General features: G+C 44.5%; 14 protein-coding genes. 8 read left to right on the top strand and 6 right to left on the bottom strand.

The features are described from left to right. Positions 1-94 precede the first annotated feature (94 nt). From AC1DUD_RS17085 to AC1DUD_RS17070, 4 genes are read left to right on the top strand one after another with little or no spacing between them, the layout of a single operon-like run. Positions 95-1,015 (top strand): family 2A encapsulin nanocompartment shell protein, encoded by a 921-nt coding sequence (locus AC1DUD_RS17085; RefSeq protein ID WP_121228816.1) that lies wholly within the window; start codon positions 95-97, stop codon positions 1,013-1,015. After that, the gene (locus AC1DUD_RS17080) at positions 999-2,924 is read left to right on the top strand and encodes a family 2A encapsulin nanocompartment cargo protein cysteine desulfurase (protein WP_477376466.1); all 1,926 of its coding nucleotides are present in this window, start codon (positions 999-1,001) and stop codon (positions 2,922-2,924) included. The genes AC1DUD_RS17085 and AC1DUD_RS17080 overlap by 17 nt, the downstream gene beginning before the upstream one ends. 9 nt (positions 2,925-2,933) lie before the next feature. Then, entirely contained in the window at positions 2,934-3,752 is an 819-nt protein-coding gene (locus tag AC1DUD_RS17075) for a serine acetyltransferase (protein WP_477376464.1), read from the top strand. A gap of 10 nt (positions 3,753-3,762) precedes the next feature. Continuing rightward, a complete protein-coding gene (locus tag AC1DUD_RS17070; protein ID WP_477376462.1) occupies positions 3,763-5,028 on the top strand; it encodes a cation:proton antiporter in 1,266 nt (421 codons plus the stop codon). Positions 5,029-5,127: 99 nt separating this feature from the next. Here AC1DUD_RS17070 and AC1DUD_RS17065 read toward each other — a convergent pair whose 3' ends face one another. The 4 genes from AC1DUD_RS17065 to AC1DUD_RS17050 all read right to left on the bottom strand — a co-directional run bounded on the left by AC1DUD_RS17065 (position 5,128) and on the right by AC1DUD_RS17050 (position 17,905). Further along, positions 5,128-7,065 (bottom strand): RagB/SusD family nutrient uptake outer membrane protein, encoded by a 1,938-nt coding sequence (locus AC1DUD_RS17065; RefSeq protein WP_477376460.1) that lies wholly within the window; start codon positions 7,063-7,065, stop codon positions 5,128-5,130. Between the two features lie 14 nt (positions 7,066-7,079). Then, complete coding sequence (locus tag AC1DUD_RS17060) at positions 7,080-10,217, bottom strand: SusC/RagA family TonB-linked outer membrane protein (protein ID WP_477376458.1); 3,138 nt, start codon at positions 10,215-10,217, stop codon at positions 7,080-7,082. A gap of 580 nt (positions 10,218-10,797) precedes the next feature. Further along, positions 10,798-13,362 (bottom strand): glycosyl hydrolase 115 family protein, encoded by a 2,565-nt coding sequence (locus AC1DUD_RS17055; RefSeq protein WP_477376455.1) that lies wholly within the window; start codon positions 13,360-13,362, stop codon positions 10,798-10,800. Positions 13,363-13,744: 382 nt separating this feature from the next. After that, positions 13,745-17,905 carry a hybrid sensor histidine kinase/response regulator transcription factor gene (locus AC1DUD_RS17050; protein ID WP_477376453.1) on the bottom strand — a complete coding sequence of 1,387 codons (4,161 nt, stop codon included), beginning with the start codon at positions 17,903-17,905 and terminating at the stop codon, positions 13,745-13,747. Between the two features lie 364 nt (positions 17,906-18,269). Here AC1DUD_RS17050 and AC1DUD_RS17045 point away from each other — a divergent pair, with 364 nt between their 5' ends. Continuing rightward, positions 18,270-18,683 (top strand): cupin domain-containing protein, encoded by a 414-nt coding sequence (locus AC1DUD_RS17045; RefSeq protein WP_477376451.1) that lies wholly within the window; start codon positions 18,270-18,272, stop codon positions 18,681-18,683. A 164-nt stretch (positions 18,684-18,847) separates the two neighbouring features. Here the strand turns inward: AC1DUD_RS17045 and AC1DUD_RS17040 are convergent, their stop codons facing one another. Together AC1DUD_RS17040 and AC1DUD_RS17035 are read right to left on the bottom strand one after the other, a co-directional pair. Further along, positions 18,848-22,489 (bottom strand): family 78 glycoside hydrolase catalytic domain, encoded by a 3,642-nt coding sequence (locus tag AC1DUD_RS17040; RefSeq protein ID WP_477376449.1) that lies wholly within the window; start codon positions 22,487-22,489, stop codon positions 18,848-18,850. A 279-nt stretch (positions 22,490-22,768) separates the two neighbouring features. Further along, positions 22,769-23,845, bottom strand: a complete 1,077-nt coding sequence (locus AC1DUD_RS17035) for a YncE family protein (protein WP_477376446.1) — start codon at positions 23,843-23,845, stop codon at positions 22,769-22,771. Between the two features lie 234 nt (positions 23,846-24,079). On the opposite strand from AC1DUD_RS17035, the gene AC1DUD_RS17030 reads away from it, so the two are divergent. Genes AC1DUD_RS17030 through AC1DUD_RS17020 form a run of 3 tightly spaced genes read left to right on the top strand, consistent with a single transcriptional unit; the run spans position 24,080 to position 26,036 of the window. Further along, entirely contained in the window at positions 24,080-24,478 is a 399-nt protein-coding gene (locus tag AC1DUD_RS17030; protein ID WP_477376444.1) for a VOC family protein, read from the top strand. A gap of 48 nt (positions 24,479-24,526) precedes the next feature. Continuing rightward, positions 24,527-25,717 (top strand): hypothetical protein, encoded by a 1,191-nt coding sequence (locus tag AC1DUD_RS17025; protein WP_477376442.1) that lies wholly within the window; start codon positions 24,527-24,529, stop codon positions 25,715-25,717. Continuing rightward, positions 25,704-26,036 carry a hypothetical protein gene (locus AC1DUD_RS17020; RefSeq protein ID WP_477376440.1) on the top strand — a complete coding sequence of 111 codons (333 nt, stop codon included), beginning with the start codon at positions 25,704-25,706 and terminating at the stop codon, positions 26,034-26,036. Before AC1DUD_RS17025 ends, AC1DUD_RS17020 begins: the two co-directional genes overlap by 14 nt. Positions 26,037-26,148: the final 112 nt, after the last annotated feature.

The following is a 26,148-nucleotide window of genomic DNA, read 5'->3' as shown; positions in this document are numbered from 1 at the left end:
TTTAATATAATTTATTTTCTTATCATTGCAACACAGGTGTTAACCATTGAAAAGCACCACCAATCAATCTTTAAAACACTTATTAATTATCTAAATGCCCGATCAAAAACCAAAACAAACAGCCCTTGGCGATGTAGCCGCCAGGCAGTTGGCCGTAGCCACCCGTACCGTTCCCCAATTATCAACCATTACCCCGCGTTGGTTAACACATTTATTAAACTGGATCCCTGTTGAATCAGGCGTTTACCGCTTAAACAAAGTTGTTGATGCCAATAATGTGGAAGTGGATTGCTCCAACCGTGATGAACGTGAATTACCGTCAACTTATGTTGATTATGAGGAAAACCCGAGAGAGTACAACCTGAGCGCTGTAAACACCGTACTGGACGTGCACACCCGTGTATCCGACCTTTACAGTAAACCTTACAACCAGATCAGCGAGCAGTTACGCCTTACCATTGAGATTGTTAAGGAACGCCAGGAAAGTGAGCTGATCAATAACACCGAGTACGGTTTGTTAAGCAGCGTTGCCCCATCACAAAAAATTAAGACAAGGCTCGGGCCCCCTACCCCGGATGACCTGGATGAACTGATCACCAAAGTGTGGAAAGAGCCAGGATTTTTCTTGCTGCACCCTTTAGCCATAGCCGCTTTTGGTCGTGAATGTACCCGCCGGGGCGTACCGCCGCCAACTGTTTCTTTATTTGGTTCGCAGTTTATCACCTGGAGAGGCATCCCGCTTATCCCATCTGATAAATTACCTATCGTCAATAACAAATCTAAAATTATCCTTTTGCGCACAGGCGAAAGCAGGCAGGGCGTAGTAGGCTTATTCCAGCCAGGCTTACCGGGCGAACAATCTCCCGGACTATCTGTGCGGTTTATGGGCATCAATAATAAAGCTATTGCCTCATACCTGGTATCGCTTTATTGCTCATTAGCTGTATTGGTTGATGATGCTATAGCTGTTTTAGAGGATGTTGATTTAGGTAATTATTATGAGTACAAATATTAATCCGGATAACCTGCCCAACCTTCAGGAACTGGAACAACTGGCCAACCAGTTTTTCAAAGCCGGGCCGGGCGGCATTGTAAATCAATTACCTGTTCAGCAGGCTCCTGAGGCTTTTCCGTTGCCGGGCAGTATAGCTGATGCAGGTTCATTTAATCCGCATCAGCATGCAGAGGCGCCTGCTACTTCTATTCCTTCAAGTACTATTGGCGGTGGCGGAGTTTCGCCATCGGCCATTCACCAGCATAATGCTATCAACCTGAAGGATCCGCAAACCAGTTTCGCGGATCCTAATTTAAGCGCACATGCTAACGCTTCGGAGCCTGTTCAGCATAGCCCGGTTAATGTTTTTGGCGCACAATTGCCCCCAAAGCCCGGCTTTGGTTATGATTCATACCTGGTAAAAACTGATCTCATACCCGAAGTATCTTTAAAGCAAAATTTTCCGGTTGAGCAGCTTTCACCTGCGCCCGAACACCTGCTTCATCTGCCTTATCAGCAGGATCAGGGCTTTGAAGCTGATTTGAAGAAGATATTAAGTAACATTAATACTTCAGGCCCTTCAAATGCTTTACCATTTACCGGCGCACCCGTAGCTACCGAGATTCCTTTTTATTTTTTATCAGATACCCATGGTTTGCCAACGGTAAAATCCGACAGGGAAAAGGTTAAGCAGGTTGGTATCAGCGGTATTGTTAGTCCGCCGTTTGATGTAAACCTTGTAAGGCGGGATTTCCCGATATTACAGGAGCAGGTGAATGGTAAACAGCTTGTATGGCTCGACAATGCAGCTACTACCCAAAAGCCGAAACAGGTAATTGACCGCATTACTTATTTTTACGAGCACGAAAATTCAAACATCCACCGCGCTGCCCATGAACTGGCGGCAAGGGCTACAGATGCATATGAAGGCGCTCGCAAAAAAGTGCAAACCTTCCTGAACGCGGGCTCTATAAATGAGATCATTTTTGTACGCGGAGCTACCGAAGCTATCAATCTTGTAGCCAAAAGCTGGGGCGAACAAAACCTGGTTGCAGGCGACGAAATCGTTGTAAGTCAGCTGGAACATCATGCCAACATCGTTCCATGGCAGCAACTGGCCGCCAAAAAAGGTTTAAAAATCAAGGTGATCCCTGTTGATGATGACGGGCAGATCATACTTGATGAGTATGTAAAACTACTTGGGCCTAAAACGAAACTGGTTTCATTTACCCAGGTTTCGAATGCCTTAGGCACGGTTACACCGGCAGCACAGATTGTTCACCTGGCACATTTGGCAGGGGCAAAAGTGTTGATTGACGGGGCTCAATCCGTATCGCACATGCCTGTTGATGTACAGGCTTTAAATACCGATTGGTTTGTGTTTTCCGGTCATAAGGTATTCGGGCCTACTGGCATTGGCGTGCTTTATGGTAAAGAAGACCTGCTAAACCAAACCCAGCCATGGCAGGGCGGCGGCAACATGATCAAGGATGTTACTTTCGAGTACACCCAATACCATGATGCACCGGGCAGGTTCGAAGCCGGAACAGGTAATATTGCCGATGCTGTTGGTCTTGGCGCAGCTATTGACTATGTAACCCGCCTGGGTATGCCTCTTATCGCCCAATATGAGCATTACCTGCTTGTTTATGCAACCCAGTTGCTAAAAGAAGTAAAAGGGATCCGACTGATTGGCACTGCACCTGAAAAGGCCAGCGTTTTATCATTTGTGCTGGATGGTTACAAAACCGAAGAAGTTGGCGCGGCCCTTAATCAACAGGGTATCGCGGTACGTTCGGGACACCATTGTGCCCAGCCTATTCTCAGGCGCTTTGGTGTTGAAGCCACGGTGCGGCCTTCACTGGCATTTTATAATACCTGTGCCGAAATTGATTTACTGGTAAACACGCTTCACAGTCTTAAACGATAAACCACCACAATGAAAGACGATAAGCTTGATAGTTTTATACAACTGCTTTATCAAACCCATAAAGCCGAATGGGAGGCAACACCAAAGATCAGACAGTGCGTTGGCTGGCTGTCTGATCTTTTTGAATTTCTGTTTCCGAACAACCACGCCAACAAGTTATCCATATATGGCGGTCATTTAAAAAAGAACCAGATTGACCTGGAAAACATCTTGCTAAGTTACCTCGATCCAAAAGATATTGATATTGAAGCTGCGGTGATCGCATTCTATGATGCATTGAATGAAATTTACCAGCACCTGCGGCATGATGCGTCCATGATCTATGAAAAGGACCCGGCGGCAACCAGCGTGCATGAGGTAATTGTATCTTACCCGGGCTTTTTTGCCATCGCAGTTTACCGTATAGCCCATCAGCTCACCCGGCTATCTATACCTATTTTACCAAGGATCTTATCTGAGCATGCCCATGGTAAAACCGGGGTGGATATCCATCCCAAAGCAGAGATCGCCGTACCTTTTTGTATTGATCATGGCACCGGCATAGTTATAGGTGCAACCAGCATTATCGGCAAAAATGTAACTATATACCAGGGGGTAACACTGGGTGCAGCCCAGGTAAGTAAAGATCTATCCGAAACCAAACGCCATCCTACGGTTGAGGATAACGTAGTAATTTATGCGCGCAGCACCATTTTAGGCGGCCGAACGGTACTTGGCCATCATAGCGTAATTGGCGGCAGCGTGTTTTTAACAAAAAGCGTTCAACCTTACTCGCATGTGTTTAACACACATCAGTTAAGAATAGAGGTAAAAGAAGGCTTGCAATAATTTTTCAAATATGGTTTCCAAACTTAATTCATCGGAGATAATACATTTCCTGCTGATACTTTTAATTATCCTGATACCGGCAAGATTATTGGGTGAACTGTGCCGCAGGTATAAACTGCCGGCCATTATCGGAGAGATCTTTGCAGGCATCATTGTTGGCCCTACCCTGCTTGGGGCCCTATCTCCTGATCTTTTTAAAAATGTATTTCTATCCACTCCACATGCCTTTGAAGCGTTTGATGGTATCGCTAATATCGGCATCATTTTACTCATGTTTATTGCCGGTTTTGAGGTAGACCTGAAACAGATCAGGCAGAATGGGAAACAGGCCATCAGTATCAGTTTAACGGGAATTATATTTCCTTTTGCTATCGGGTTCGGAGCGGTATGGTTTCTGTACCAAAGCCATTTTGCCAACGGTTTTAACAACCAACTGGTTACCTCCTTGTTTTTTGGAACAGCACTTTCTATCACGGCCCTTTCGGTGATCACTAAGATCCTGCTTGATCTGGATATCCTGAACACGCGCATAGGCAACATCGTACTTACGGCCGCCATGGTTGACGATTTCCTTGGCTGGATCTTATTCTCCGTAATTATACAGCTCATGAACGTTGGCAAAGGCGAGGCCTCTTTTTGGGCGGTAAGTATAGTTATCCTTTATGCTGTTTTCATGTTAACAGGCGGACGCTGGCTCATTCATAAACTGCTGGCCTTTGCCGGCAAAGGTGAAAAACCTGGCAGGGTACTTACTATGGCCGTTTGCCTTTGCCTTATCAGCGCATGCATTACCGAAGGGCTTGGCGTACGCGGTATATTCGGCGCTTTCCTGGTTGGTGTCGGCATCAATGATTCTAAATATTTTACAGAGAAGCATAAACATGTACTGCATCAATTTACCATTAATGTATTGGCTCCGTTGTTTTTCGCCTCGGTTGGGTTAAGGCTGAATTTTATAGCCAATTTTAATCTCGAGGTTGTGGTAATCATCCTGGTCATTGCCTGCCTTGCCAAGCTTGTAGGTGCCGGAATAGGCAGCGCTATGAGCGGCATGAGCAAAAACGAATCGATAGCGGTAGCCTTCGGCATGAATGCAAGGGGATCGCAGGAAATTGTTTTAGGACTGTTGGCCTTACAGGCCAAGATCATCAGCGAGCCGGTATTTGAAGGATTAGTAGTAATGACCGTAGTCACCATGATCATATCAGGACCGATTATGAAGCATTACTTTTTAAAGGAACAACAAGTGCAATTGGAAGCCGAACCTGTTGTTTGATGAATTAGAGCTATTACTTAAATACATTTAAAAAATAACGGGGCTGTCATGATTTGACAGCCCCCTCTCCATTATATTGAAATTTGATTCAGAAGGTATTTAGTAACCGTTGTTTTGCGGATATGGAGTTCCCGATAATACGTTATTAATTAAGCTTTGCGGAATTGGCCTCCGCGTATGATAGGCCTGAATATTTGGTGCGCCAAATGTATTATACATTTTTACACGCCTTACCAATTGCTGGGTCCTCACCAGGTCATACCAGCGGCGGGGATCGCCATAAAGCTCACGGCTGTACTCCTCTAAAATTAAGTCCATGCCACATAGCGTTGAACCCGAAGTGGTATTAGGAACAGAAAGCTGGGCCAGCTGCGCAGGCGTCAAGGCCATTGCAGCAGCATTAGTAGCGTTGTCAGCACCCATAGAAGCGGCAGTTACGCTAAATTTGTTTTTAGGGATGTAAAGTCCGTCGGCTGGAGTACGGTAAGCTGCCCGTTGCCTGATCGTATTTAAAGATGCAGCTGCATTAGTGGTATTACCCAGCATATAATTAGCTTCAGCATTCATCAGGTACACTTCAGAAAAACGCATTAAAACAATTGGCCTGCTCGAAAAATCGAGGATCCCGGTACGCAGCGGGTCATCATACTTTTTCACTGTTGGAAAAACCGTGTTGTTGTATTGTTTTTGGGTAACGATCAAACCTTTGAAAGCATCCCGGCGGGCCATGGTTACATCCTCCGTCGTCATCAGGATAGCAGTATCACCATCTAAAGGCGGCTGGTAAGCAGTTAAAGAAACATTGGATGCCGGGGTCAATACACCTTTTGAACCACCTGTACTGGTTGTACCTGCTGCCGCTTTTGTATTGCAGATCCAGAAGGTTTGGAAGGTAGCATCAAAACGGGTATCATGAACCTGGTCGGCAAAGGCCACCTGCATAGTGTAAGGTACGTTAGGTGCAAGGCGTACATAAGGGCGACCGCCATAAACATCACGGAGCATCCCTGTTTTCGCACTCATCTTTTGCGGAACAGCATCGATTCCCACGATATTATCTATCCCTGTTGAAACGTAGTTAAAGCGTGCCAGTACATAAAGCTGATTGATGCCGTAGCCACCTGAGCCCTGTTGCGTATAGCCGGAATAAGTAGGGTCTGTAATACCATAATCAATGGCAAACATATTTTCCTTGCCATAATCATTGGCTGGTTTATGGGCGTCATTATAATCCTGCCACAAATCCAGGCCATAAGTACCTTTATTGTTGATCAATGCCGCAGTCAGGTCGGCAGCCTTTTGGAAGTCGCTGCTTTGCTTGGCTTCTGTGTATCCCCTGGTTAAGTAAGCTTTTGCCAGGAAAGCATTGGCAACGGCGGCTGTTGCTGTTTTGCCAACACCTCCTGCCGAAAAAGGATTTGAACTGGTAATGGTATTAGGCAATGTTGCTGCCGCATCGGTAAAATCCTGAATGATCAGGTTGTAGATGTCAGCCAGCTGAGCCGGCGCATCTGCCGTTGTTGCCTGGGTGATAAAAGTGGTATGCAACGGGATCCCGCTTTTCTGCGTAGCTGTAAGTCCGCCGTAGGTTTGCACCAGGTAAAAATACAGGAAGCCCCGAAGAAACTTAGCCTGCCCAACGTATTGTGTCCTGGCAGTAGCGTCGGTAATGGACGATGCGTATTGTAAAACGCCGTTTAAGGTGTTAATATCCACATACAAACCGGTTAAATCGGGTGTATTTGATGAATTGATACCGTTGTATGAATTTAGTATTGGCGGATTGGTTCCGGCGCTACCACCTGGTATATTTTCATCCGTTCCATTATAAAAGAACACGATACCTTCGCCCGAAAAAGAGCCTCGCAAATCGTTGTACACACCAGTAACCGCTGCCTGAACGCCGGCTGCTGTACCAAAATAACTTGGGTACAGTTGTGCCCTTGGGGTTTCTATCAGTGTTTTTTTACAGCTGCTGGCTGCTGTTAATACTGCTGCTGCAGCAATAATAAAGCTGGTTTTATTAAATATTTTCATAGCTGCTTTCTGAATTAAAATCTTGCATTAATACCCAAAATGAAATCACGTGTTTGTTCTCCCGCACTGATGCCTACGCCGCGATACGGGAAATTGCTTGCATTGTTAGGATTATAACCTCCGATATTACCGCTCGCCGATACCGAAGCCGGGGCAAGGTTATAAACAGATTCAGGATCGGTCACAGAAAAACTGTGTTTCATGATAGGCGCATAAATAACAAAAGGATTGGTAACGTTTGCATAAACCCTTAGCGAGCTCATACCCAGCTTTTTCACTATTCCACCCGGGATGTTGTAGCCCAAGTTGATGCTTTTAGCCCTGATAAACGAACCGTCATAGTATTGCAGTGTTGAATAGTAGCTGCCCTGTTTCTGAGCGTTTGGTTGAGGAAATGCATCGGTAGCGTTGCCTGGTGTCCAGTAATCAATAACCGGTTGGTTATGGCGGCCCGAGTTCAGGAACTGCCAGCCATTTGTGCCGGAATCAGATGACGAAATATAAGGCACAACGGTTGTAAACTTCATCCTGCCCTGGATAACAATGCTCAGATCAAAGCCCTTGTAACTAAACCTGTTGGTTAAGCCAAATGTATATTGAGGCTGAAAATTTCCAATAATCTGGTTATCCTGGAAGTTAATTTTTCCGTCGCCGTTAAGGTCCTGAACTTTGATCTGACCGGGTTTAGCACCATAAACAGCAGCTTGTGCAGCTTCGCTGGCTTGCCAGATACCTATTTTCTTCACATCATAAATTACGCTTAGCGGCTGCCCTACAAATTCGCCTGCATCAATATTCTGCAATGCGCCGTTCGGCAGTGAAACGATATGCTCACGGCTGAAAGCCATGTTATAATCAGTTGACCAGCTAAAACCGCCAAGGTTGCGGATGTTGAGGCTGCTCAGTGTAATTTCAAGGCCCTTATTGGCAGAGATCCCCAGGTTTGAAATTTGTGAAGAGGCACCATTGGTTACCGGTAACTGGTTTGGCAAAATAATACCTGTAGTTCTCTGTTTATAAACTTCAATTGAACCGGTAAGGCGGTTTTTTAACAGGGCAAAATCCAAAGCGATGTTATAATCGCTGGTTCTTTGCCAGGTAAGATTTTGGTTAACCAGTGTAGTTACCCGTACACCTTGCGCGTCACCCGCAGTTAAACCACCATACTGATATTTTGATGAGCTTAACTGGCCTAAAGTGTTATACGGGCCGATACTGTTTGTGGTAGAAGTTTGACCATAACCTGCACGCAATTTCAGGTTATCAATAAAATCATACCGTTTCATGAATTTTTCATTGCTGATAACCCAGCCTAAACCTATAGACGGATAGGTTGTGCGCTGATGCCCGGGAGACAATGCCGAGTTAGCATCAGAACGGATAGTTGCGGTAACGTTATAACGCTGATCAAATGCATAATTAAGGCGGCCAACCCACGATACCAGGCCCTGCTCGGTATATGAACCGCCTACAGAGGTGATGGTACTTGCCAAACCAAGATTGGTATTTCGGTTGGCATCAGATGGGATACCAGTTGCGTTGATATTTGAATTTTCGTTGTGCTGAAATTCTGAGGTAAAACCCGCTACAAAGTTAATGGAATGCTTTCCGCCAAACGTATTATCATAAGTCAGCAAATGTTCCTGAGCTAAGCGGTACTGATAATTGTTGGTTGTGCTTGCATTGGTTTTAGCGATGTTCACAATATCGGCACCGTTTATGCCATTATAAGTTCCCTGTAGTGATTGCGAAAAGTTATAATTTGCGGTATAACGATACTTTAAGTGATCAACCGGAGAAATCTCCGCATAGGCAATGTCGTTGTTAATAAACCCGCGGGTATAATTGTAATACTGATCAGGAGAACGACCGGGGATTAAAGGGTTTATCGCCGTGGCATCGATCTGGCCAACCTGTGGCAAAATATTCAAAGATCCATCAGCATTATAAGGGTAGGTCAGCGGGCTCATATACTGCGCATTGCCAAGTTGATTTCCGCCGCCGGCATTAATTAGGCGCAAGGTGGTTAACGTAGTTAATCCGAATTTGATAACCTTGTTTATCTTGTGATCGATAGATGCATTTAACGAAATACGTTTGGTATCGTTATTAGGCTCCAGGGCGGTATTTACGCGGTAACCGGCGCCCACTGTAAACTGGGTCCTTTCACTCCCGCCAGAAACTCTTAAACTCTGATCCCAAACCATAGCAGGCTTGATGAGTAACTTGGCCCAATCGGTGCTTACCCCTTCATTCAAGGCCTGCAACTCTGTCGAAGTCAACGAGTTGGGATTGGTAGTACCGCTGCCCTGTGCAATAGCACCGGCAAGTGCATCATCCTGAAGTTGTGCAAACTGTTTACCGTTTAGTAATTGCAGCTTTCCTTCAAGCCTGCTTGTACCTACGTAAGAGTCATAGGCAGTAACTGTTTGGCCTACACGGCCCCTGTTGGTGGTGATCAAAAGCACACCGCCTGAGGCACGTGAACCGTAAATAGCCGTTGCCGACGCTCCTTTCAACACATCAACGCTTTTAATATCATTGGGGTTGATGTTTTCGATGAAGTTATAATATGGCTGCCCGTCTAAAACAACCAGGGGCTGATCTGCCGTGGTGCTACCTATAGTACGGCTACCACGAATAGTAATTGCAGGCCCACTGCTGCCATTAACCACATCCAAACCAGCTACGCGGCCTTTCATTTGTTCAAAAACGTTAGCTGAAGGGATTTCCTGTAATGCTTTGGCACTTACAGTAGCAATTGTTCCGGTTACATCCTGCTTTTTCAAAGTTCCATAACCTACTACGACCACTTCATTCAGGTTACTGGAATTTTTCACCATTGTGATAGTCCCTAAATTTGTTGATCCGGCTGTGATCGCTTTTTCATAATCAGTGTAACCGACAAAAGAGATGGTGATCTTACGCGTGGTAACGGGAGCATTCAGCGTAAAATCGCCGCTTGCATTTGTGGTAGTAGCAGTTGTAGTGCCCGTAACTTTTACGGTGGCACCTGCCAGGGCCTCTCCTTTTTCGTCAACAACCTTACCATGTAAGGCGATGTTTTGTGCAAAAAGAGAGAAGGAATATAAATTAACCGATACGATGACCAGGATAATTTTCCAAAATTTAATGAGTTGAAGTTTTTGCATATCAACAAGAAATAATGATTTAATAATTATTGGTTAGTACTTACTAATTGCAGCGGGGTTAACTGCATCTGTATACCCGGCTTATGTTTGCTTTTTGATCATATTATATTGGTTTAATATTGGTTTCTTTTTAAAAATTCCTCTCAGGGAATCAGGCATTTTATTATGAGCAATGAGCCGGGAATATTAATGCAATCGATTGCATTTTTTGACATAGTAATTCCTATGATCAAATGACCACTACATTAAAATTCCCGGAGCAACTATTAAATTGGTTTAAAATTTAATTGGTGTGTTTATCGACATGACATCTACAAACACCGTAAAGTTCTGTATTTGATGCTTATCGCGATAGTTGATATTACCAAAAAACATACGACAAATGTTCAAAAACAAGATATTCAGCTATTAAAAGCCGAAAGCGGAACGCATAAAGCCAAAAGCTAACAAATTAATTTTCAATCACATAACACAATACCACATAGAATCTTCAACATACTTTAAATCTTGCACTTTAACTGTTCCCTTAAAATCATAAACAGCCCGCTGTAGTGTTAGTCAGCGGGCTGTTTGGCAATGGTTATTTCTTCAACGTTTCGAGTGGGCCCAGATAACTTGGCTTTTCACCACCCAGGTCAATAACCAATTTTTGAAGCACAATACCTGGCTGTACCATCCAGTATTTCAGCGTATGTTTTCCGGACGCTAAAATATGATGGGCAGATTTTTTGATGATGATATTGTCTGCCACCCAGCCTCGCCAAACATTCACATCTTTATAAGTATTAATGGTAATGATCTGTGGTTTCTCGTCATCAACAGAAACTGCGTATTGTAGTCCCTCCTCTTCATTGTGAAAATTGAGTGTGGGTGAAAAATATGCCGCCACACCAATATCGCCACTGTCATAGCTGTAAAAGTCATATTCAGTATGTGGATTACTAAGCCCCGGTCGCTGTGTAGCAGCGGTAACCGGAAAAGGACTGATCCCCGAGTCTGTCCTGCCTATATCTGGTATAACTTTCCATGTAATATCACTGGAATTGACAGCCTTGCTGAAATGTTCCGCCTCTATAGCAACATAGCCGTCCTTTTCAAAAAACACATGTCCTTTTGCGTTCAAAGGGATGAGTGGCTCTGCAGTTTTAACAGCACCTGTTGCGGTTGTTATATTTTCGGTAGAAGCATCCGCTGTAACATATTTCACCTCAGGCATTTTATTAGCAGGCGGATCATTCCAGATCCTGTAACCGATATGTACCTGGTCCATCATGTGATTCCATTTACCACCGGCAAGCTCTTTACTATATTGTACCGAAAGTAATGAGTCATTTTTATATAGCTGCTTAGCCTTATCTGCATAAGTATTGGCGAGGATATTATTCCTGCCGGCATACCAGCGGTTCAAAGCAACGGATTGGTACATTTCATGAAGGTTGGCATTGGCTTTTAAAGGATGCAGCACCAGTTCAAAAAAAGCATCATGATAAGCGCGAGGTAATTCCGTATTAACCTTCTCTGCTCTTACCAGCAAATCATTGAACTCATTAACTACAGTTTGCGCCTCACCATAATTTTCAACGCTATATGTGTTGGCGTCTACCAGCTCCGGCTTTCTTCTTGCTGTGTAACGGGCATAAAGCCGCATAATGTCACCTATCTCTTTGGCATGTCCAGTACCAAACTGGCTTTCGGCCCATTGGGTATAATAGGCATTTAAATTATCCTCGTTCCACATGGTGGGGTTCCATGCATAATCAAGAAAGAAAGAGATGGGAAACTCCATTGGTTTGAGATCGCCAACATTAACAACCCAAACCTGCTTAACTTCATATTCCCAGGCCAGGTGCATCTGCTCCCATACACGGGCAATATTATTGGTATTGATCCATTTGTAATTGCGCGGGTCGCCTACATAATCAAAGTGATAATAGATGCCGTAGCCACCACTTCTTGGCTTATCACTTAATTTAGGGAGCTTTCGCAGATTACCCCAATTATCGTCCGACAGCAACAGAGTTACATCATCAGGAACCCTCATGCCTTTATCATAATAATCCTGCACTTCTTTGTACAGTGCCCAGATCTGCGGTGTTTGAGATGCAGGCTTTCCGGTAACATCCTGGATGATCTGGCGCTGATCGTTCACAATTCGCTCCAGTAAGGTGATCGCCGTGCCTTCCGTCATGGGCTTATCCCCATCTCCACGCATACCAATGGTAACCAGGCTTTCGTGCTTACCCATATTTACGATGCCTTGCCGCCAAAAACTTCGTAAAAGAGAATCATTCTTCTCATAATCCCAGGCTCCCTTGCCGTACCTTTTCCATTCCTGCTGTGCACGCAACATCGGTTCATGGTGCGATGTGCCCATTACAATACCCCATTTATCGGCAAGCACAGGGTTCATTTTATCATCATCGTTGAACGCATTGTTCCACATGGCCGGCCAAAGGTAATTTGCTTTTAGCCTGATCAACAGTTCAAATACCTTTTCGTACACCAAATGATTAACCCCTCCAAACTTTTCCTTCGTCCACCTGGAAAAAGCCGGCGCTTCATCGTTAATGAAAATGCCCCGGTATTTTACTTTAGGGGCATCGGCAAATGGTGTTTGTGCCTGTACATAAATTGCAGCTTTCTGCTTCACCGGGACATCGGCCCACCAATACCAGGGCGAAACGCCCATTTGCTTCGACAATTCAAAAACACCATAGGCGGCACCTCTTTTATCGTTACCGGCAATAACTAATGCCTCATCAACTCCTTTAAATGGAGATTTAACTACCTGTACCTGGTAGCCTTCCCATTTGTCTTTAAACTTATCGACATTTATCTTTTTTGCAGTGATCAATTGCTTCAAGAATTTTGACTGTCCAATCGTCCCGATAATGATGAGGCTTTTTGCCGGGCCGACAGACGATGATAAAACAGGTTTGTGGCCGCTCACCATCTGAACATCCCCTGCAAATAAATTAGCGGTAATCTGTATCAAAGGGTCATCTTCCCTATCATAGATGATGGTAGCTGTATGCCCGCCGGCAACTACCGGAAATGCCCCGGCAACCCGGTGATCTGCAACAATAGTTTGCGCTAAAAGCGTACAGGGCAGCAAGCTGTACAGCAAAAGAAGTAGTTTTTTCATTGAGATATAAATAATTGAGATATGCGCTTTTTTTATGACAATACAAGCCTTATCGGGTCAATTGACCCAATACCCGGCTGGCAGTTATTTACCGGCTGATAAGAGGAATTTATGGAGATAAGAAACAGATAATTCAACGGGCCCCCAGGGCCCACTGCCAGCATTGCGATGCCCGGTAAAACTATTTTACTGTACATATTCAGGAAATTGGTGTTAATCTTCTCACCTGCGTTTTAAACACAGGAAAACCTTGGTCCTAAAGTACAGGGATGAATAATGGGAGGTGTTGTTGATTGTTGAAGGTTATGCACCAAATGTTTAATAGTGCTGTTTTTTTGAAAATAATACATACCATTGTGCCTTTAAAAGCACTGAATCGGGCCTATAAAGCTTCCTGTGTTACCTGGCGATCTTTTCGTTTGGAATTTTGATATTCTGATGGCAGCATATTATATTTAGCCTTGAACTTGTTCGAAAACCAGCTGGGGGTTCCAAAGCCGGTCATATATGCAATCTGGGCCACATTATAATCACTTTTTTCCAGCAAGATCACAGCCTTATCCAATTTTACCGACCGGATATATTCAAGCGGTGTTAACCCGGTAAGCTCCAAAAGTTTTGTATAAAGCGACCCGCGGCTCATACCTACATGCCGGCTCAGTTCTTCAACCGATAACTCAGGGTCGTTTAATTTATCTTCGATATACCTGACAATATTGTTCAGCAATTTGGCATCGCCCGATTCGATCTCAATATCGTTACCACACACATGGATCTGTTTGGAATAGGTATCTTTCAGCGTGCGGTTAAGCATTAACAGGTTTTTTATTTTGGCATTCAGGATCTCGAAATTAAACGGCTTGGTCAGGTAATCGTTAGCGCCTGTTTCCAGCCCCTTAAGTTGCTCTTCTTCGCCGGTTATTGCGGTAAGCAGGATAACCGGGATATGGGTAGTACGTTTATCGGACTTAATTTTTTTGCTTAGTTCGATGCCGTTCATCTCCGGCATACTAATATCGCTTACGATCAACTGTGGATGGCAAGAGAGTGCTTTTTGCCAGCCTTCCTTACCATTTGCTGCCTCCATTACATTGTAAAGTGCTTTCAGGTTATCTTTTAGATAATACCTCATCTCTTCATTATCCTCCACCAGCAAAACGGTTGGAAGCCGGGTAGAAACCTCAGCCGCTACCTCTTCCGATGCAGTTATCTCTGATACGGTATCCTCTTCCGGGTGTTCACTGCTCTTAAGCGCTTCCGATTCATCCATAACCGACAATGTAGTTACCGGCAAATTAACCGTGAATATACTTCCCTTCCCCGGTGTGCTTGCTACGGAGATCGTCCCGCCATGTAATTCAACAAATTCGCGGGTTATCGAGAGCCCGATGCCACTGCCCTGGTTAAGGATGGAAACTGCATTTTCGTATTGATAAAACCGCTCAAAGATCTTCTGCTGAATTTCTACGGGAATCCCTGCGCCGTTATCGATAACTTCCAGGCGAAGTGCGCATTTTTCGCCGGTAGCGCTGCTTTCATCGCAGGCTACATTGAGGGATACAACGCCACCCTCCTTCGTAAATTTGAAAGCATTAGACAGCAGGTTAAAAATTATCCGTTCAACTTTATCATGATCAAACGCTACTAACAAGTGTTCGGGTTCTGCATTCAAGCGGAAATCAATCTTTTTACGTTCCGATAAGTCCCTGAATGAATCCGCTGCTTCTTTGATAAACGCGATCATATCTCCCGGAACAAGGTTTAGTTTGAGTTCCTGCTCTTCCATCTTCCGGAAATCGAGTAGTTGGTTCACGAGGTTTAATAACCGCCTGGCATTCCTTTTCATTACATTCACCTGGCCGGAAATGGCAGGATCTATTGGTGCCGACAATAATTTATCAGCAGGCGCCAGGATCAATGAAATTGGCGTCCGGAACTCATGACTAAGGTTGGTTAGGAATTTGATCTTCAGCAAATCAAGTTCATGCAGCTTTTCTGATTCCCGGCGTTCCTGCTCTATCAGTTGTTTTGCCTTCTCCTTTTCCTGTTCAAGAGCAAGCTGCATCCTGATCTTTCGGATCCCCCGGTGCCTGGTATAAAGCAACAGGCATAATACAATCAGTACGTAGGCTACATATGCGTAAACGGTGCGCCATATTGGTGGTCGTACCTCAATACGGATGGTGGTCACCTGATCATTCCAGGTACCGTCATTGTTGCTGGCCCTTACCTGGAAAGTGTAGGTACCCGGGTCGATATTGGTGTAATAGGCAGTTTTTGAGGTACCGACAAAGTTCCATTCCTTGTCAAAACCAATCAGCTTATATGAATATTTATTTTGCTGCGGAGTGGTATAATTTAAGGCAACGTAATTGATAGAAAAATTCTGCCCGTAATCCAGCCCTATAGTTTTCGCGATTAAAATATTCTCTTTGAGGGCTGAGTTTTCACCCGGGTAAACGGTATTATTAGAAACTTTGAGTTCGGTCAACAGAACTTTAGGGATAGTATGGCTATTAGGTAAAATCTTCGGATCAAAATAATTGAAGCCGTCCTGGCCTCCAAAAAATAATTCTCCCCGTGTTGACTGCATGCCTGAACCTGAATTGAAGGGGCTGTTTTGAACACCGTTATGCGTAGTAAAGTTCTTGAATTTTTTGCTGACCGGATCAAAGCTGCAAATACCCTGATCTGTACTAAGCCATAACACGCCATTTTCACCTTCAAGTATCTTGTGAACAATGCCACTGGATAACCCTTCCCTTTCGGCATAAGTGATGAACTTGCTATTCTTGCTGTTAAACAAGCTGAGTCCCCCGCCATTTGTGCCCACCCAGGTATTTCCGGCATGGTCATGAAAAGTGCAAAGCACCCCATCATTTGCGAGGTTACTGTTACTCCTGTTATATACCCTGAATTTCCCTTTCTCCTGATTAAATACTGCAATCCCGGTACCTAATGAGCCTATCCATATTTCACCATCTTTGCTTTCGGAGATGGTGCTGATATAACCGTTCAATGGTAACAGCCTTTCGTCATCTTGCTTGGCATTTTTAGTGTATTTGATAAACGTGCCGGTTGTTGGGTTATAAAGGTTCACCCCGCCGCCTAAAGTACCTACCCAAATACGCCCCCGCGAATCTTCCTCGATGCAACGAATGTCTTTATCATTAATTCCGCTATACTTACCTCCGGTTGAAATTTTCCTGAACCGGCCGCTAATTGGATCAAGCTGAAAAAGGCCCTGGTGAAAGGTCCCCACCCATAAATTACCGCGCCTGTCTAATTTCAAAGCAAGCACAGATAAATGTCCCATTGAACTTCCCTGTCCATAACGGGTGAACAGACCTGTTTTCTGATCAAATAGATGCACACCACCGCCATCCGTACCAACAAAAACCTGGTCTGTTTTATATTCGGCAAATGAAGTCACCAATGGCGAAGCAAGGCCCTGGGGGTCGAGTGCATTGCTTCGTTTGAGATTGAAAAGGGGAAGGTTCCGGTCATACTTGTTTATACCTCCCTGGTAAGTACCCAACCAAAAAATTCCGCCTTTATCAATAAAAATACTCTTTACAGATTTATTGGTCAGACTAAAGATCTTTCTGATATCTGGCCTGATTTTAACGGAAGTAAAACTGGATATATCAAATATATTTAAACCCTCTTCGGTACCCAGCCACAGTTTATTATCGCCGGCTGGTGCAATCACATAGATATCATCACTGCTCAAACCTTTAGGATTGTTATCGGCATGACGGAAACTACGAAAACTTTTACCATCCGGCATAAGGAGGTTTAATCCCCGGGTGGTGCCAAACCAGATATTGCCATTAGGATCTTCGGTTACGCTCTTTACCACATTATCGCTAATACTTGAAGGATCCGTGTCGGCATGTGTCAATAATGAGCTTTTACCCGTCTTTAAATCGAACATATAAACGCCGATATTTGTTCCTGCCCACATCCGTTGCTTACTATCCTCAAACAAACTTAAAACAACAAAGGAATCCGATACTTTTCCCAACTGGATCTTCAAAATCTTATTTGTGCGGAAATCAATTTTCCGGAGGGTCCCATAGCTTCCTACCCATAAATTGTTCATGTGATCTTCGCATATGGCACGGGCACTGATACCACGAAGATTTGGCCAGTCGGCACTGGCATTGCGGGATATGAATGCATTATGGACGTGATCGTAATAGGCAAGGCCTCCACCTCCCGTGCCAACCCACATGCGCCCTAAATGGTCTTCACAAATTGATAAGATCTCATTGGCCGGAATACTGGTTGAATCCTGTGCATCGTGACGGTATATGGTAAAATTTGTGCCGTCAAATTTATTCAATCCATCGTTGGTTCCTATCCACATTAAACCGGTGCGGTCCTTCCAGATCACACTCACCGTATTTGAAGATAACCCTTCTTTAGTTGTTGAAGCTGTGAAATTAAGATCACGCTGCGCCAGTGCCAGGCACCACCTACAGCATAAGAATAACAATAAAATTAACGCTTTGCATGTTGTAGGTGTCTTCGACATCATGAAATTAAATATCAGTATGGTTCACCAGCTTTGTATTGTGTTGAAAAGAACGGCCATCGCATTAACAAAGCTTTACTAATTAATACGCGGTAATTGGTTAAAAACAAATATAGGTAACAAAAAATCAAATGTGCAATCGATTGCACAAAAAATACGCTATATATTTAAGCTGATTAAATGTAGCTGATAATTCAGATGAGCGTCAGGTGAAGTCGGCTGGCCATGCAAATTCGTATTCAGTAAAATTGGCTATTCCAGTACCGCGAATGTCTGCCTGAAGGTTGATTTGGTCCGCTTCATTGATTTGGTGTTTCATAACAGGCTGTTCAAGACCGTAGTTTTACTAAAAATTAAAACTAACACCATGAAAACTAATAAAAACAAACTGGCTACCGCCATCATTATTGCCGTTCTTGCAGCCTTTACACTTTCGTCATCAGCCTTTGCACAGCAGGCGCCAGCGGGAGGCCGCACCGAACTGCAGCGCCATGACCTGAGCACTCCCGGCCGCGAAATGGTACAGATACGCGTTGATGTTGAAAAAGGACAAGCTTATCCGCAGCACACACACTTTGGCGAAGAAATCATCTATGTACTTGCCGGCGAGCTGGAATACCACGTAGACGGTAAACAACCGGCAATACTTAAAGCCGGCGATGTTTTATTTATTCCCTACGGTGTTGCACATTCGGTAAAAAATATCGGGGATACTAAAGCGAGTGAGCTTGCTACTTATATCGTTGAAAAAAACAAGCCTCTTGTTACGTTGGTCAAATAAGTAAAAATATTCGACCATATTTATAATCTGTTAAAAAAGACGTCATTGCGAGGCACGAAGCAATCCCAAACTATACAGGGCGGACCTGTCAATCGGGGATTACTTTGTGCAGCAATGACGCTTTATATTTTACGATCTATGTCAAGTCGCTTTAAAAAGTTTTTTCACAGAGTTGACTGAAACCGATAATCCCCGGACGCCAAACGATAAACTGCTTTATTTCCTTCAAACCGGATAAAACTAATACCCTTTGCCCCGGCGACCGGCTTGCCGCCTTCAGTAACCTGTTTCACAGTGGTTGCCGGAAGGAACAAAGTAGCCGTAGTATTTGCCGGAACGGTTGCTTTATAGGTTAATGTTTTACCGCTTACAGACCAGTTGCTGTTTATCCTGCCATAGGGCGAATCATAAGATCCTTTCGCCCAGGTCATCTTCCCGGTAGGGTCGGGCTCCGGCTGTAAAATAAACTTCTTAAACCCGGGTTCATCGCGCTGGATCCCGATAGAATAAGCAAGCATCCACTGACCAATAGCGCCAAACGAATAGTGATTAAAAGAGTTCATGCTGTTATTTCCACCGAAACCATTCTCTACGGTATAACCGTTGAGCCTTTCCCAGATAGTTGTGGCACCCTGGTCAATTGCATACAGCCATGATGGGTAATGCTCATTTTGCAGCAGTTTATAAGCCAGATCTGAATGCCCATGATCTGAAAGTGCCTTACTGATCCCTGCCGTACCTACAAACCCGGTCATGAGGGAATAAGCCGGGCGAACAATTCCCTGGTCGTCCTTGTTTTCCCGTTCAACGGCAGCCTCAAGGTTTTTTTCCATATAACTGATGTTTTCGTTGCTGAACACGCCAAGTGCCAAGCCTGTTGCATAAGCAGTTTGCGTATCCGAAACTCTAAACTCCTTCTTTCCGGGCTCACCAAACATCCCGCCCCCAATAAGTCCTACGGCCTTTTTATCAGCATTAACAAACGTTTTATTGAAGAAGGCTTTACGCTCTTCATATTTTTTCCTAAATTTCTCAGCATCATCCTTTTTGCCCAAAATCCCGGCAACCTTTGCCATAACGCCCAAATCGTAAACATGATAAGCCGTAACCGGGAAGGCAGTGCCCAATTGCATATACTGCGGGCCAAGCCAGTCGCCCAGTACCCCATCCGTACTGAAACCGGTCTTCGGGTCGATAGTTGAGTCTATATAATCCATATACCTGCTCATAGCGTCGTAATGTTCAGCAAGCAGGGATACGTCATTATATTGCTGATAGGTTTCCCAGGCTACGGTGATGCCAGCGCTTCCCCAAATTACCCCGCCAAATCCACCGCCAACAGGCGCTATATCAGTAAAACGGCCCTGCTCCGTTTGTAGGTCGCGCATGGCCAGCATGTGCCTGCGTAAAAACTGATCGGCATTGGACACGTAGGTGGCAGTACGCGAAAAAATACTGATATCGCCCGACCAGCCCATCCGCTCATTTCTCTGCGGGCAGTCTGTCGGTATAGTCAGGAAGTTATCAATGTTTGACCAGGTAAGGTTTGACCATAGTTTGTTCACCTTTGGGTTGGAAGTTGCATAATCGGCCGTAAGCTTTTTTACCGAACTGATTGCCAGTCCCTGCACATCACCAAGAGGCAACGGACTATCAATACCGGTGATTTCGATATACTGATATCCATGCGATGTAAAATGCGGCTGGATCACCTGGTCGCCATCCTTCATGGTATAAAGGTCCTGGCTCAAAGCGGCACGGTAATTTTCGGTCATGATCATGCCTACATTTTTGCCGGATTCTTTCAGGTCGGGGTACAGGATCTCGGCATAACGCAAGGTTAGTTTTTTTCCGGCGATGCCGTGTTTGATGCTGATCTTAGGTACACCTACAAAGTTTTGCCCCATATCATATACATACACACCTTTTCTAACTTCCTTCACTGCTTTTGCGGTCAGGGTTTTATAGATGCCTGTCGATGTCCCGATTTGCCCGGTCATCAAAATATGATCAAAATCAAGAGGGATCTTTTTTCCGAAGTAGTCTACCTCATCCCCTGTATATGTTGTTCCTTTTAAAGATACTTCTTCCGCTTTTTGCCAGTGGCTATCATCATAGACTACAGTGTTCCAGTTTTTTACTGCGGCATCCCGGGTGGCATCATCAACCTCGCCCATATCCAGGCTACTGTAAACAACAGGGCCATGGTTATAATATTTCCAGCTTTTATCGTTGGTTTTGATCTCATCCTGTGTACCATCGGCATAGGTAATTACCAATTTGGCTAATAACGATTGCCTGTCGCCAAAATGGTTCCAAACAGAGCCGTAGCTCAGTAAGCCGCTCCACCAGCCTTCACCAAGCATGGCACCGATGGCATTTTTTCCTTTACCTATCATCGTGGTTACATCATATGTTTGGTAAAGGTGAGTTTTGTTATACTGTGTAAGGCCGGGGTTATAATAATCGTTCCCTACCCGCTTACCGTTAAGATAAACTTCATAGATCCCCCTCGCGGTTACGTAAAGCCTTGCTTTTGAAATAGCTTTATCGGCATTAAACACCGACCGTAACATAGGCATCGCATTATGACTTGGATCGGCAAGGATGAACGCGCCTGCATTTCCACCGTTTACTTCGCACTTGCCATCTTTTATAGTTAGTCCTGACGATGACGCGGCAGCAGCTTCTTTGAAAATGCCGCCGTATGTATTTCCATCAGGTTTTTCATGGAATAAAGTATTACGCGGCGACCTGATATTTGACACAGTAAGATCCGAAAATTCGGCCTTTTGACCCTGATCTGCAGAAAAACCTATCTCCCCCAGCATCCCGTATGTGATCAAATCATGACCCGCCCCAAGCGGGTTAAGCGTTACTACAGCTCCGCGGTTGGCCGGTGCAGGACTGGCTACCGCTGTTCCATTTTTCTCATCGGCAAGGAATGTTTTATCATTATCAACAGTAAAAGTAAGCGTACCAAACTCGTTATGGATGAGGATGGAGTGCGCTTTATTCTTGTTGCTATTACCGATCAGCTCGGCTTTTACCGGGAAGCTTTTAAATACTTTGCCCAATGTATCTTTTTCCGAATACCCTGCCCTGTATACATTGATCTTCGCATTCCCGCCCTGCTCCAAACCCGAAATATCCAGTTCAACTTTAAAATAGGATTGGTTCTTTTTATTGGCGAGCTGAAAAACGTTCTTGTTGGCGTCCATCAAACGCGGATCATTAGCAGCAAGGATCATACTCGCCCTTGAACTGCCGGGAGCAATAGCCACTTTATATTTGAGATTATACAGCGGCAGATAATGCGCATAAAGTACCAGGTCATTATCCCCTCCGCCTATCCACTGCGCACCATCCCAGGCCGACATGCCGGTGTCCATCAACCCGGTTTCGAACCATGAACCTGCGGAAGAGACGCCGCCTGCCTGATCCCAGACATTTACTATCCAATTATACCGGGTTGTGGCTTTAAGCGGAGAACCTGCATAAATTACAGCCAGAGCTGTTCCGCTTTTTATTCTGGAGCTGTTCCATACTACTTTCCCCTGCGGATCTTTTACCGTGATCTGATAGGCCGTTTGGCTATACCCTCTTGTCCCCCCAAGTGCCAGCATCTGCCAGCTGAAGCGGGGCACTTTAACATCAATGCCAATGGGGGTATCCGTATATTCCACCTGCAGGTTAACTATCTTAAGTCCTTTTACGGCACTATACAGGTTAATTTGTGTTAATAAAAGCATCAGCAACAAAGCAAGGGCAGCAGGTTTGGTTGCAAAGGCGCAGTTTTTTGTCATAATTGGGTTTACAGTGAAAATAATCGGTTAACTGCAATATGCATATTAAATGATAAGCAACTGTCCTTTACTTACCCCTTTTGATTTGGAGTATCTTCTACCATAAAAAGAGTTAACACTTTTAGCCTATATCAAAATATTGTTTGAAGGATTTGCAAAACTTACGACCAGGTAGCGAATATCTTCGACAGTCAAATTCATTTATATTCAGGGCGGAGTAGCTGTCAGTTTTGATAAGATAGTCATTATTTGACTCCTTTTGAGTTAAAAGCTCTATCGTCAACGCCTAACCGCCCAGGCCAAACCATCGGCCCCGCGTATTTCAATATGCCCGGTCACTTCTAACTTATTGAGGTCTATTACAGCCACATAGTTATCGCCCGTACAACCTATGAATGCGCGCGATCCGTCATCATCTACCAGGATGCCCGCAGCACCATGCCCCGTATTCAGGCGCTTCAATTCTTTATGTGATACCGCATCATAAATAAACAGATCGCCGGTTCTCAGGCTGGTGACCAGCACCCGTTTACCATCTGGCGTAAATTGAAGACGGTTGGCCCCGACGGCTTTTGCGTCAATTGTGCCGCTTACTTTTTTGGCGGCGATATCAATGATCGATATAATTCCATCATCGGCACCCGCGGTCCACAATTCGCGGCCATCGGGCGACACATCAAAGCCTTCAGAACCTTTTCCTACAGGGATAACCGTTTGTACCCAATCCCGCCGTGCAGGAGGCACAAATCCTCCCGGAGGACCTGCAGGTTTAACCAGGCTGTCCACCAAAATGCTTACCGTTGCCGACGAAACATTTGTAGTATAAACCTTTTTCCCGTCATTGGTTACATAGATCATATGCGTTCTGTCCTGGCCTGTTCCCATGGCCCAGTCAAACTTACCCCTTGCGGGGTCATACCGACCAACAGCTTTAGCACCCTCTGCCGAAAACCACACCTTACCAACGGCAAATGTTAGCCCATGAGGCCCCATCAACGGCCTGGTATCAAGAGCAGGCAAAGGTTTTTGAGCCACCAGGTCAATCACACTAAGCTCGTGCAGGCTTCCGCCGCCATAAATGGAAACATACGCGGTCTTCCCATCAGCCGATGCAATAACCTCATGAGGATCGGATCCAACAGGAATACGTGCGAGAACTTTCAGGGTAACCGGATCGATGATCGCCAGGATATGATCACTTTTTGAAAGTGCAAGCAGCGACCGTGATGGCGTAGCCTGCGCCTGACATTTAATCGCTGTAAAAGCTACCGGTACACACAATGAGCTTACGGTAAGCAATTTGAACAAGCTGAATTTCATAGCTTTTAAAATTTGATGGCGCGCGATTTTCTTCATAGGATTAGCAGATTGGAGAAACAGGTTATCATTAGTTTCGATCATAAGAAATGATTTTCCCTATAAACAAATATACTGAACTACTTGATTTTTAGTGGATAAATCGACCGTCGCCGGAGATAACCGACTATAAGCCATTCTTGATAGACAAGCATCCGTAAAACTGAAATCTTCCAAATTGCTAATCCGCCACTGGCTTCATACCTTTATATAAGCAACCTCAATATTTAACGCATGAATCAGCCATCCATCGCCGGAATTGCACCATTCTTCATCGTTAGCGACGTTACGGTAGCGCTCGCCTTTTATAGCGAAAAACTTGGTTTTGAAGCAGTTTTTAAAGAGCCTGCCCATGATCCTTTTTTTGCTATTGTACAGCGCGATGGGGCGATGATTTTCCTCAAGGCTGTGAACGCCGACCCGCTTCCCAACCGTAAACGCGCCCCGGATGCCCGGTGGGACGCCTATGTCGGTACCCCTGATCCGGATAAGTTAGCCGCTGAATTTATCTCAAGAGGCACTACTTTCACTTCCCCCCTTCAGGATACTCATGATGGCTTGCGCGGCTTTGATCTGGAAGATGCCGACGGATATCTCTTGTTTTTGGCCGCCCCCGTTAATACGGCATGGTAAATTCAATTTATTTTCTACCTTAGAAATCTAAGCCTATCCCCCAACCGAATGAGAGAAAACTTATTAATTGCCAAAGAAGAGCTTGTTGAAAAATGGGTAGCCGCTTTTGATGAACAAAGCGAATTTGAGGCATACTCGACACAAACAGTTACTACCAAATATGCCCAGGCATTTAGCTATAACTTAAGTGCATATAAAAACGGGATGATAAAACCGGGAAGCAAGTTATTTGATGATCCGCCAACGGATGATTCCCATTATGGGAAATACGGATTTAACCGGGATGGCTTTTTAACCACTGCCGAAATCTACAACAAGCATGAGTTAAGCCACGTAGGTTTTTTTAAAAGAACAGCACACCTTATTGAATATGTTGAGTTTTATCTCCCCAAAAACGTCCCTTCATGCATCCAGCGGGTTTTTCTTAAAAATGGAGAAAACACTATGTTGCAATCTGCTTTCTCCAACGGCAGGAGCGGTCTTTATTTTGAAAGTGGTATTACTCTTAAAGAAAAAGTGTCCGCAGCCTTTGATAGCGGGTATACGGCCGTATGTACAATTGAGCGCTATGAATCCGTTAACAAAGTTATCAGCAAAGCATATGGTTTAAATATCATGCCCGGGATAGACCAATATTTTTATGAAAACCAATACAATTACGAGGGTAAAAAACTGGCAAACATAAAAACCAGCTATGAGGATGGCCGCTGTGTATTTTTGTACGTCGCCCCATCGGCCCAGAGCCTTCAAGTGATCACAAAGGAACTTTCGGAATCATTTTGCGACGTTTTGACCGACACATTAAAAGAGCAACATTTCGACAGTCCCCTTTTTAGTGTTGAATTATCTTACAGGCAGTGTGATAATTACATCCCGCATCTTGTTGTTCTCACAGGGCGGCAAAAAAATGAAGTGATTGCCGCCGGCGGGCAAAATATATTCATAAACGGCGAATTTATTTACACTACTAACATACCTGCCAACCTGGAGAAACTGTACGTTGAGTTTTACAACCGTATAGAAACTAAAAATAACTGGAATGCAGGTCGGAAAATGCTTATAGAAACAGCAAAATTATTAACAACATCTCTTTTAAAGGGAGCTGTACCAGTTACTGAAGATTTCATCGCATTCCCGATGGATTGGGAATTAGAAGGCCATACCATAAAAAAGATATTGCTTCAATGCGGTGCTTCCAAAATAGATGTGAAGCAGTGGGAAGAATATGGTTGGCTATAAGCAATATGTTATCACCTGCCCGATTACCGGGCACATCTATACTATTAACAGGTATGCTTTTTGCAACTGGTATAGCATGGATCAAAATTATTTACTAAACTCCATTGATGGGGTCGACGTAATCTTAATCCCTGGTTCAGGGAGTTACGTCTGCGTTTTCGAACCGGAAACACAAACCAATCCGGGCTTAGCACAGCCAATGCTCGCTACGATACTGGATAAAGAACTGGCTTTTCAGCCAACCGGCAACAATATGATTTCAGAAGAAGAACTGCTGAAAGTTATTCGCTGGTACAGTTACCGCAAAACGTTTTCCTGAAATACAACAGGAATCTATCCGTAAACAGACCTTTTCCACCTGCTTGCAGGTAAAATCAGCGTATACAAACTTTCCCGAACCGGGGAAGAATTACCCTCCTACAGCGCTCGTG

Source organism: Mucilaginibacter sp. P4_A11 (assembly GCF_056402535.1).
The sequence above is the reverse complement of the archived record's forward strand: the minus strand, read 5'-3'. Positions and strand labels throughout refer to the sequence as shown.

Coding starts and splice junctions, on each gene's coding strand:
- AC1DUD_RS17085 (WP_121228816.1), top strand. CDS start 95: ATGCCCGATCAAAAACCAAAACAAACAGCCCTTGGCGATGTAGCCGCC.
- AC1DUD_RS17080 (WP_477376466.1), top strand. CDS start 999: ATGAGTACAAATATTAATCCGGATAACCTGCCCAACCTTCAGGAACTG.
- AC1DUD_RS17075 (WP_477376464.1), top strand. CDS start 2,934: ATGAAAGACGATAAGCTTGATAGTTTTATACAACTGCTTTATCAAACC.
- AC1DUD_RS17070 (WP_477376462.1), top strand. CDS start 3,763: ATGGTTTCCAAACTTAATTCATCGGAGATAATACATTTCCTGCTGATA.
- AC1DUD_RS17065 (WP_477376460.1), bottom strand. CDS start 7,065: ATGAAAATATTTAATAAAACCAGCTTTATTATTGCTGCAGCAGCAGTA.
- AC1DUD_RS17060 (WP_477376458.1), bottom strand. CDS start 10,217: ATGCAAAAACTTCAACTCATTAAATTTTGGAAAATTATCCTGGTCATC.
- AC1DUD_RS17055 (WP_477376455.1), bottom strand. CDS start 13,362: ATGAAAAAACTACTTCTTTTGCTGTACAGCTTGCTGCCCTGTACGCTT.
- AC1DUD_RS17050 (WP_477376453.1), bottom strand. CDS start 17,905: ATGATGTCGAAGACACCTACAACATGCAAAGCGTTAATTTTATTGTTA.
- AC1DUD_RS17045 (WP_477376451.1), top strand. CDS start 18,270: ATGAAAACTAATAAAAACAAACTGGCTACCGCCATCATTATTGCCGTT.
- AC1DUD_RS17040 (WP_477376449.1), bottom strand. CDS start 22,489: ATGACAAAAAACTGCGCCTTTGCAACCAAACCTGCTGCCCTTGCTTTG.
- AC1DUD_RS17035 (WP_477376446.1), bottom strand. CDS start 23,845: ATGAAGAAAATCGCGCGCCATCAAATTTTAAAAGCTATGAAATTCAGC.
- AC1DUD_RS17030 (WP_477376444.1), top strand. CDS start 24,080: ATGAATCAGCCATCCATCGCCGGAATTGCACCATTCTTCATCGTTAGC.
- AC1DUD_RS17025 (WP_477376442.1), top strand. CDS start 24,527: ATGAGAGAAAACTTATTAATTGCCAAAGAAGAGCTTGTTGAAAAATGG.
- AC1DUD_RS17020 (WP_477376440.1), top strand. CDS start 25,704: ATGGTTGGCTATAAGCAATATGTTATCACCTGCCCGATTACCGGGCAC.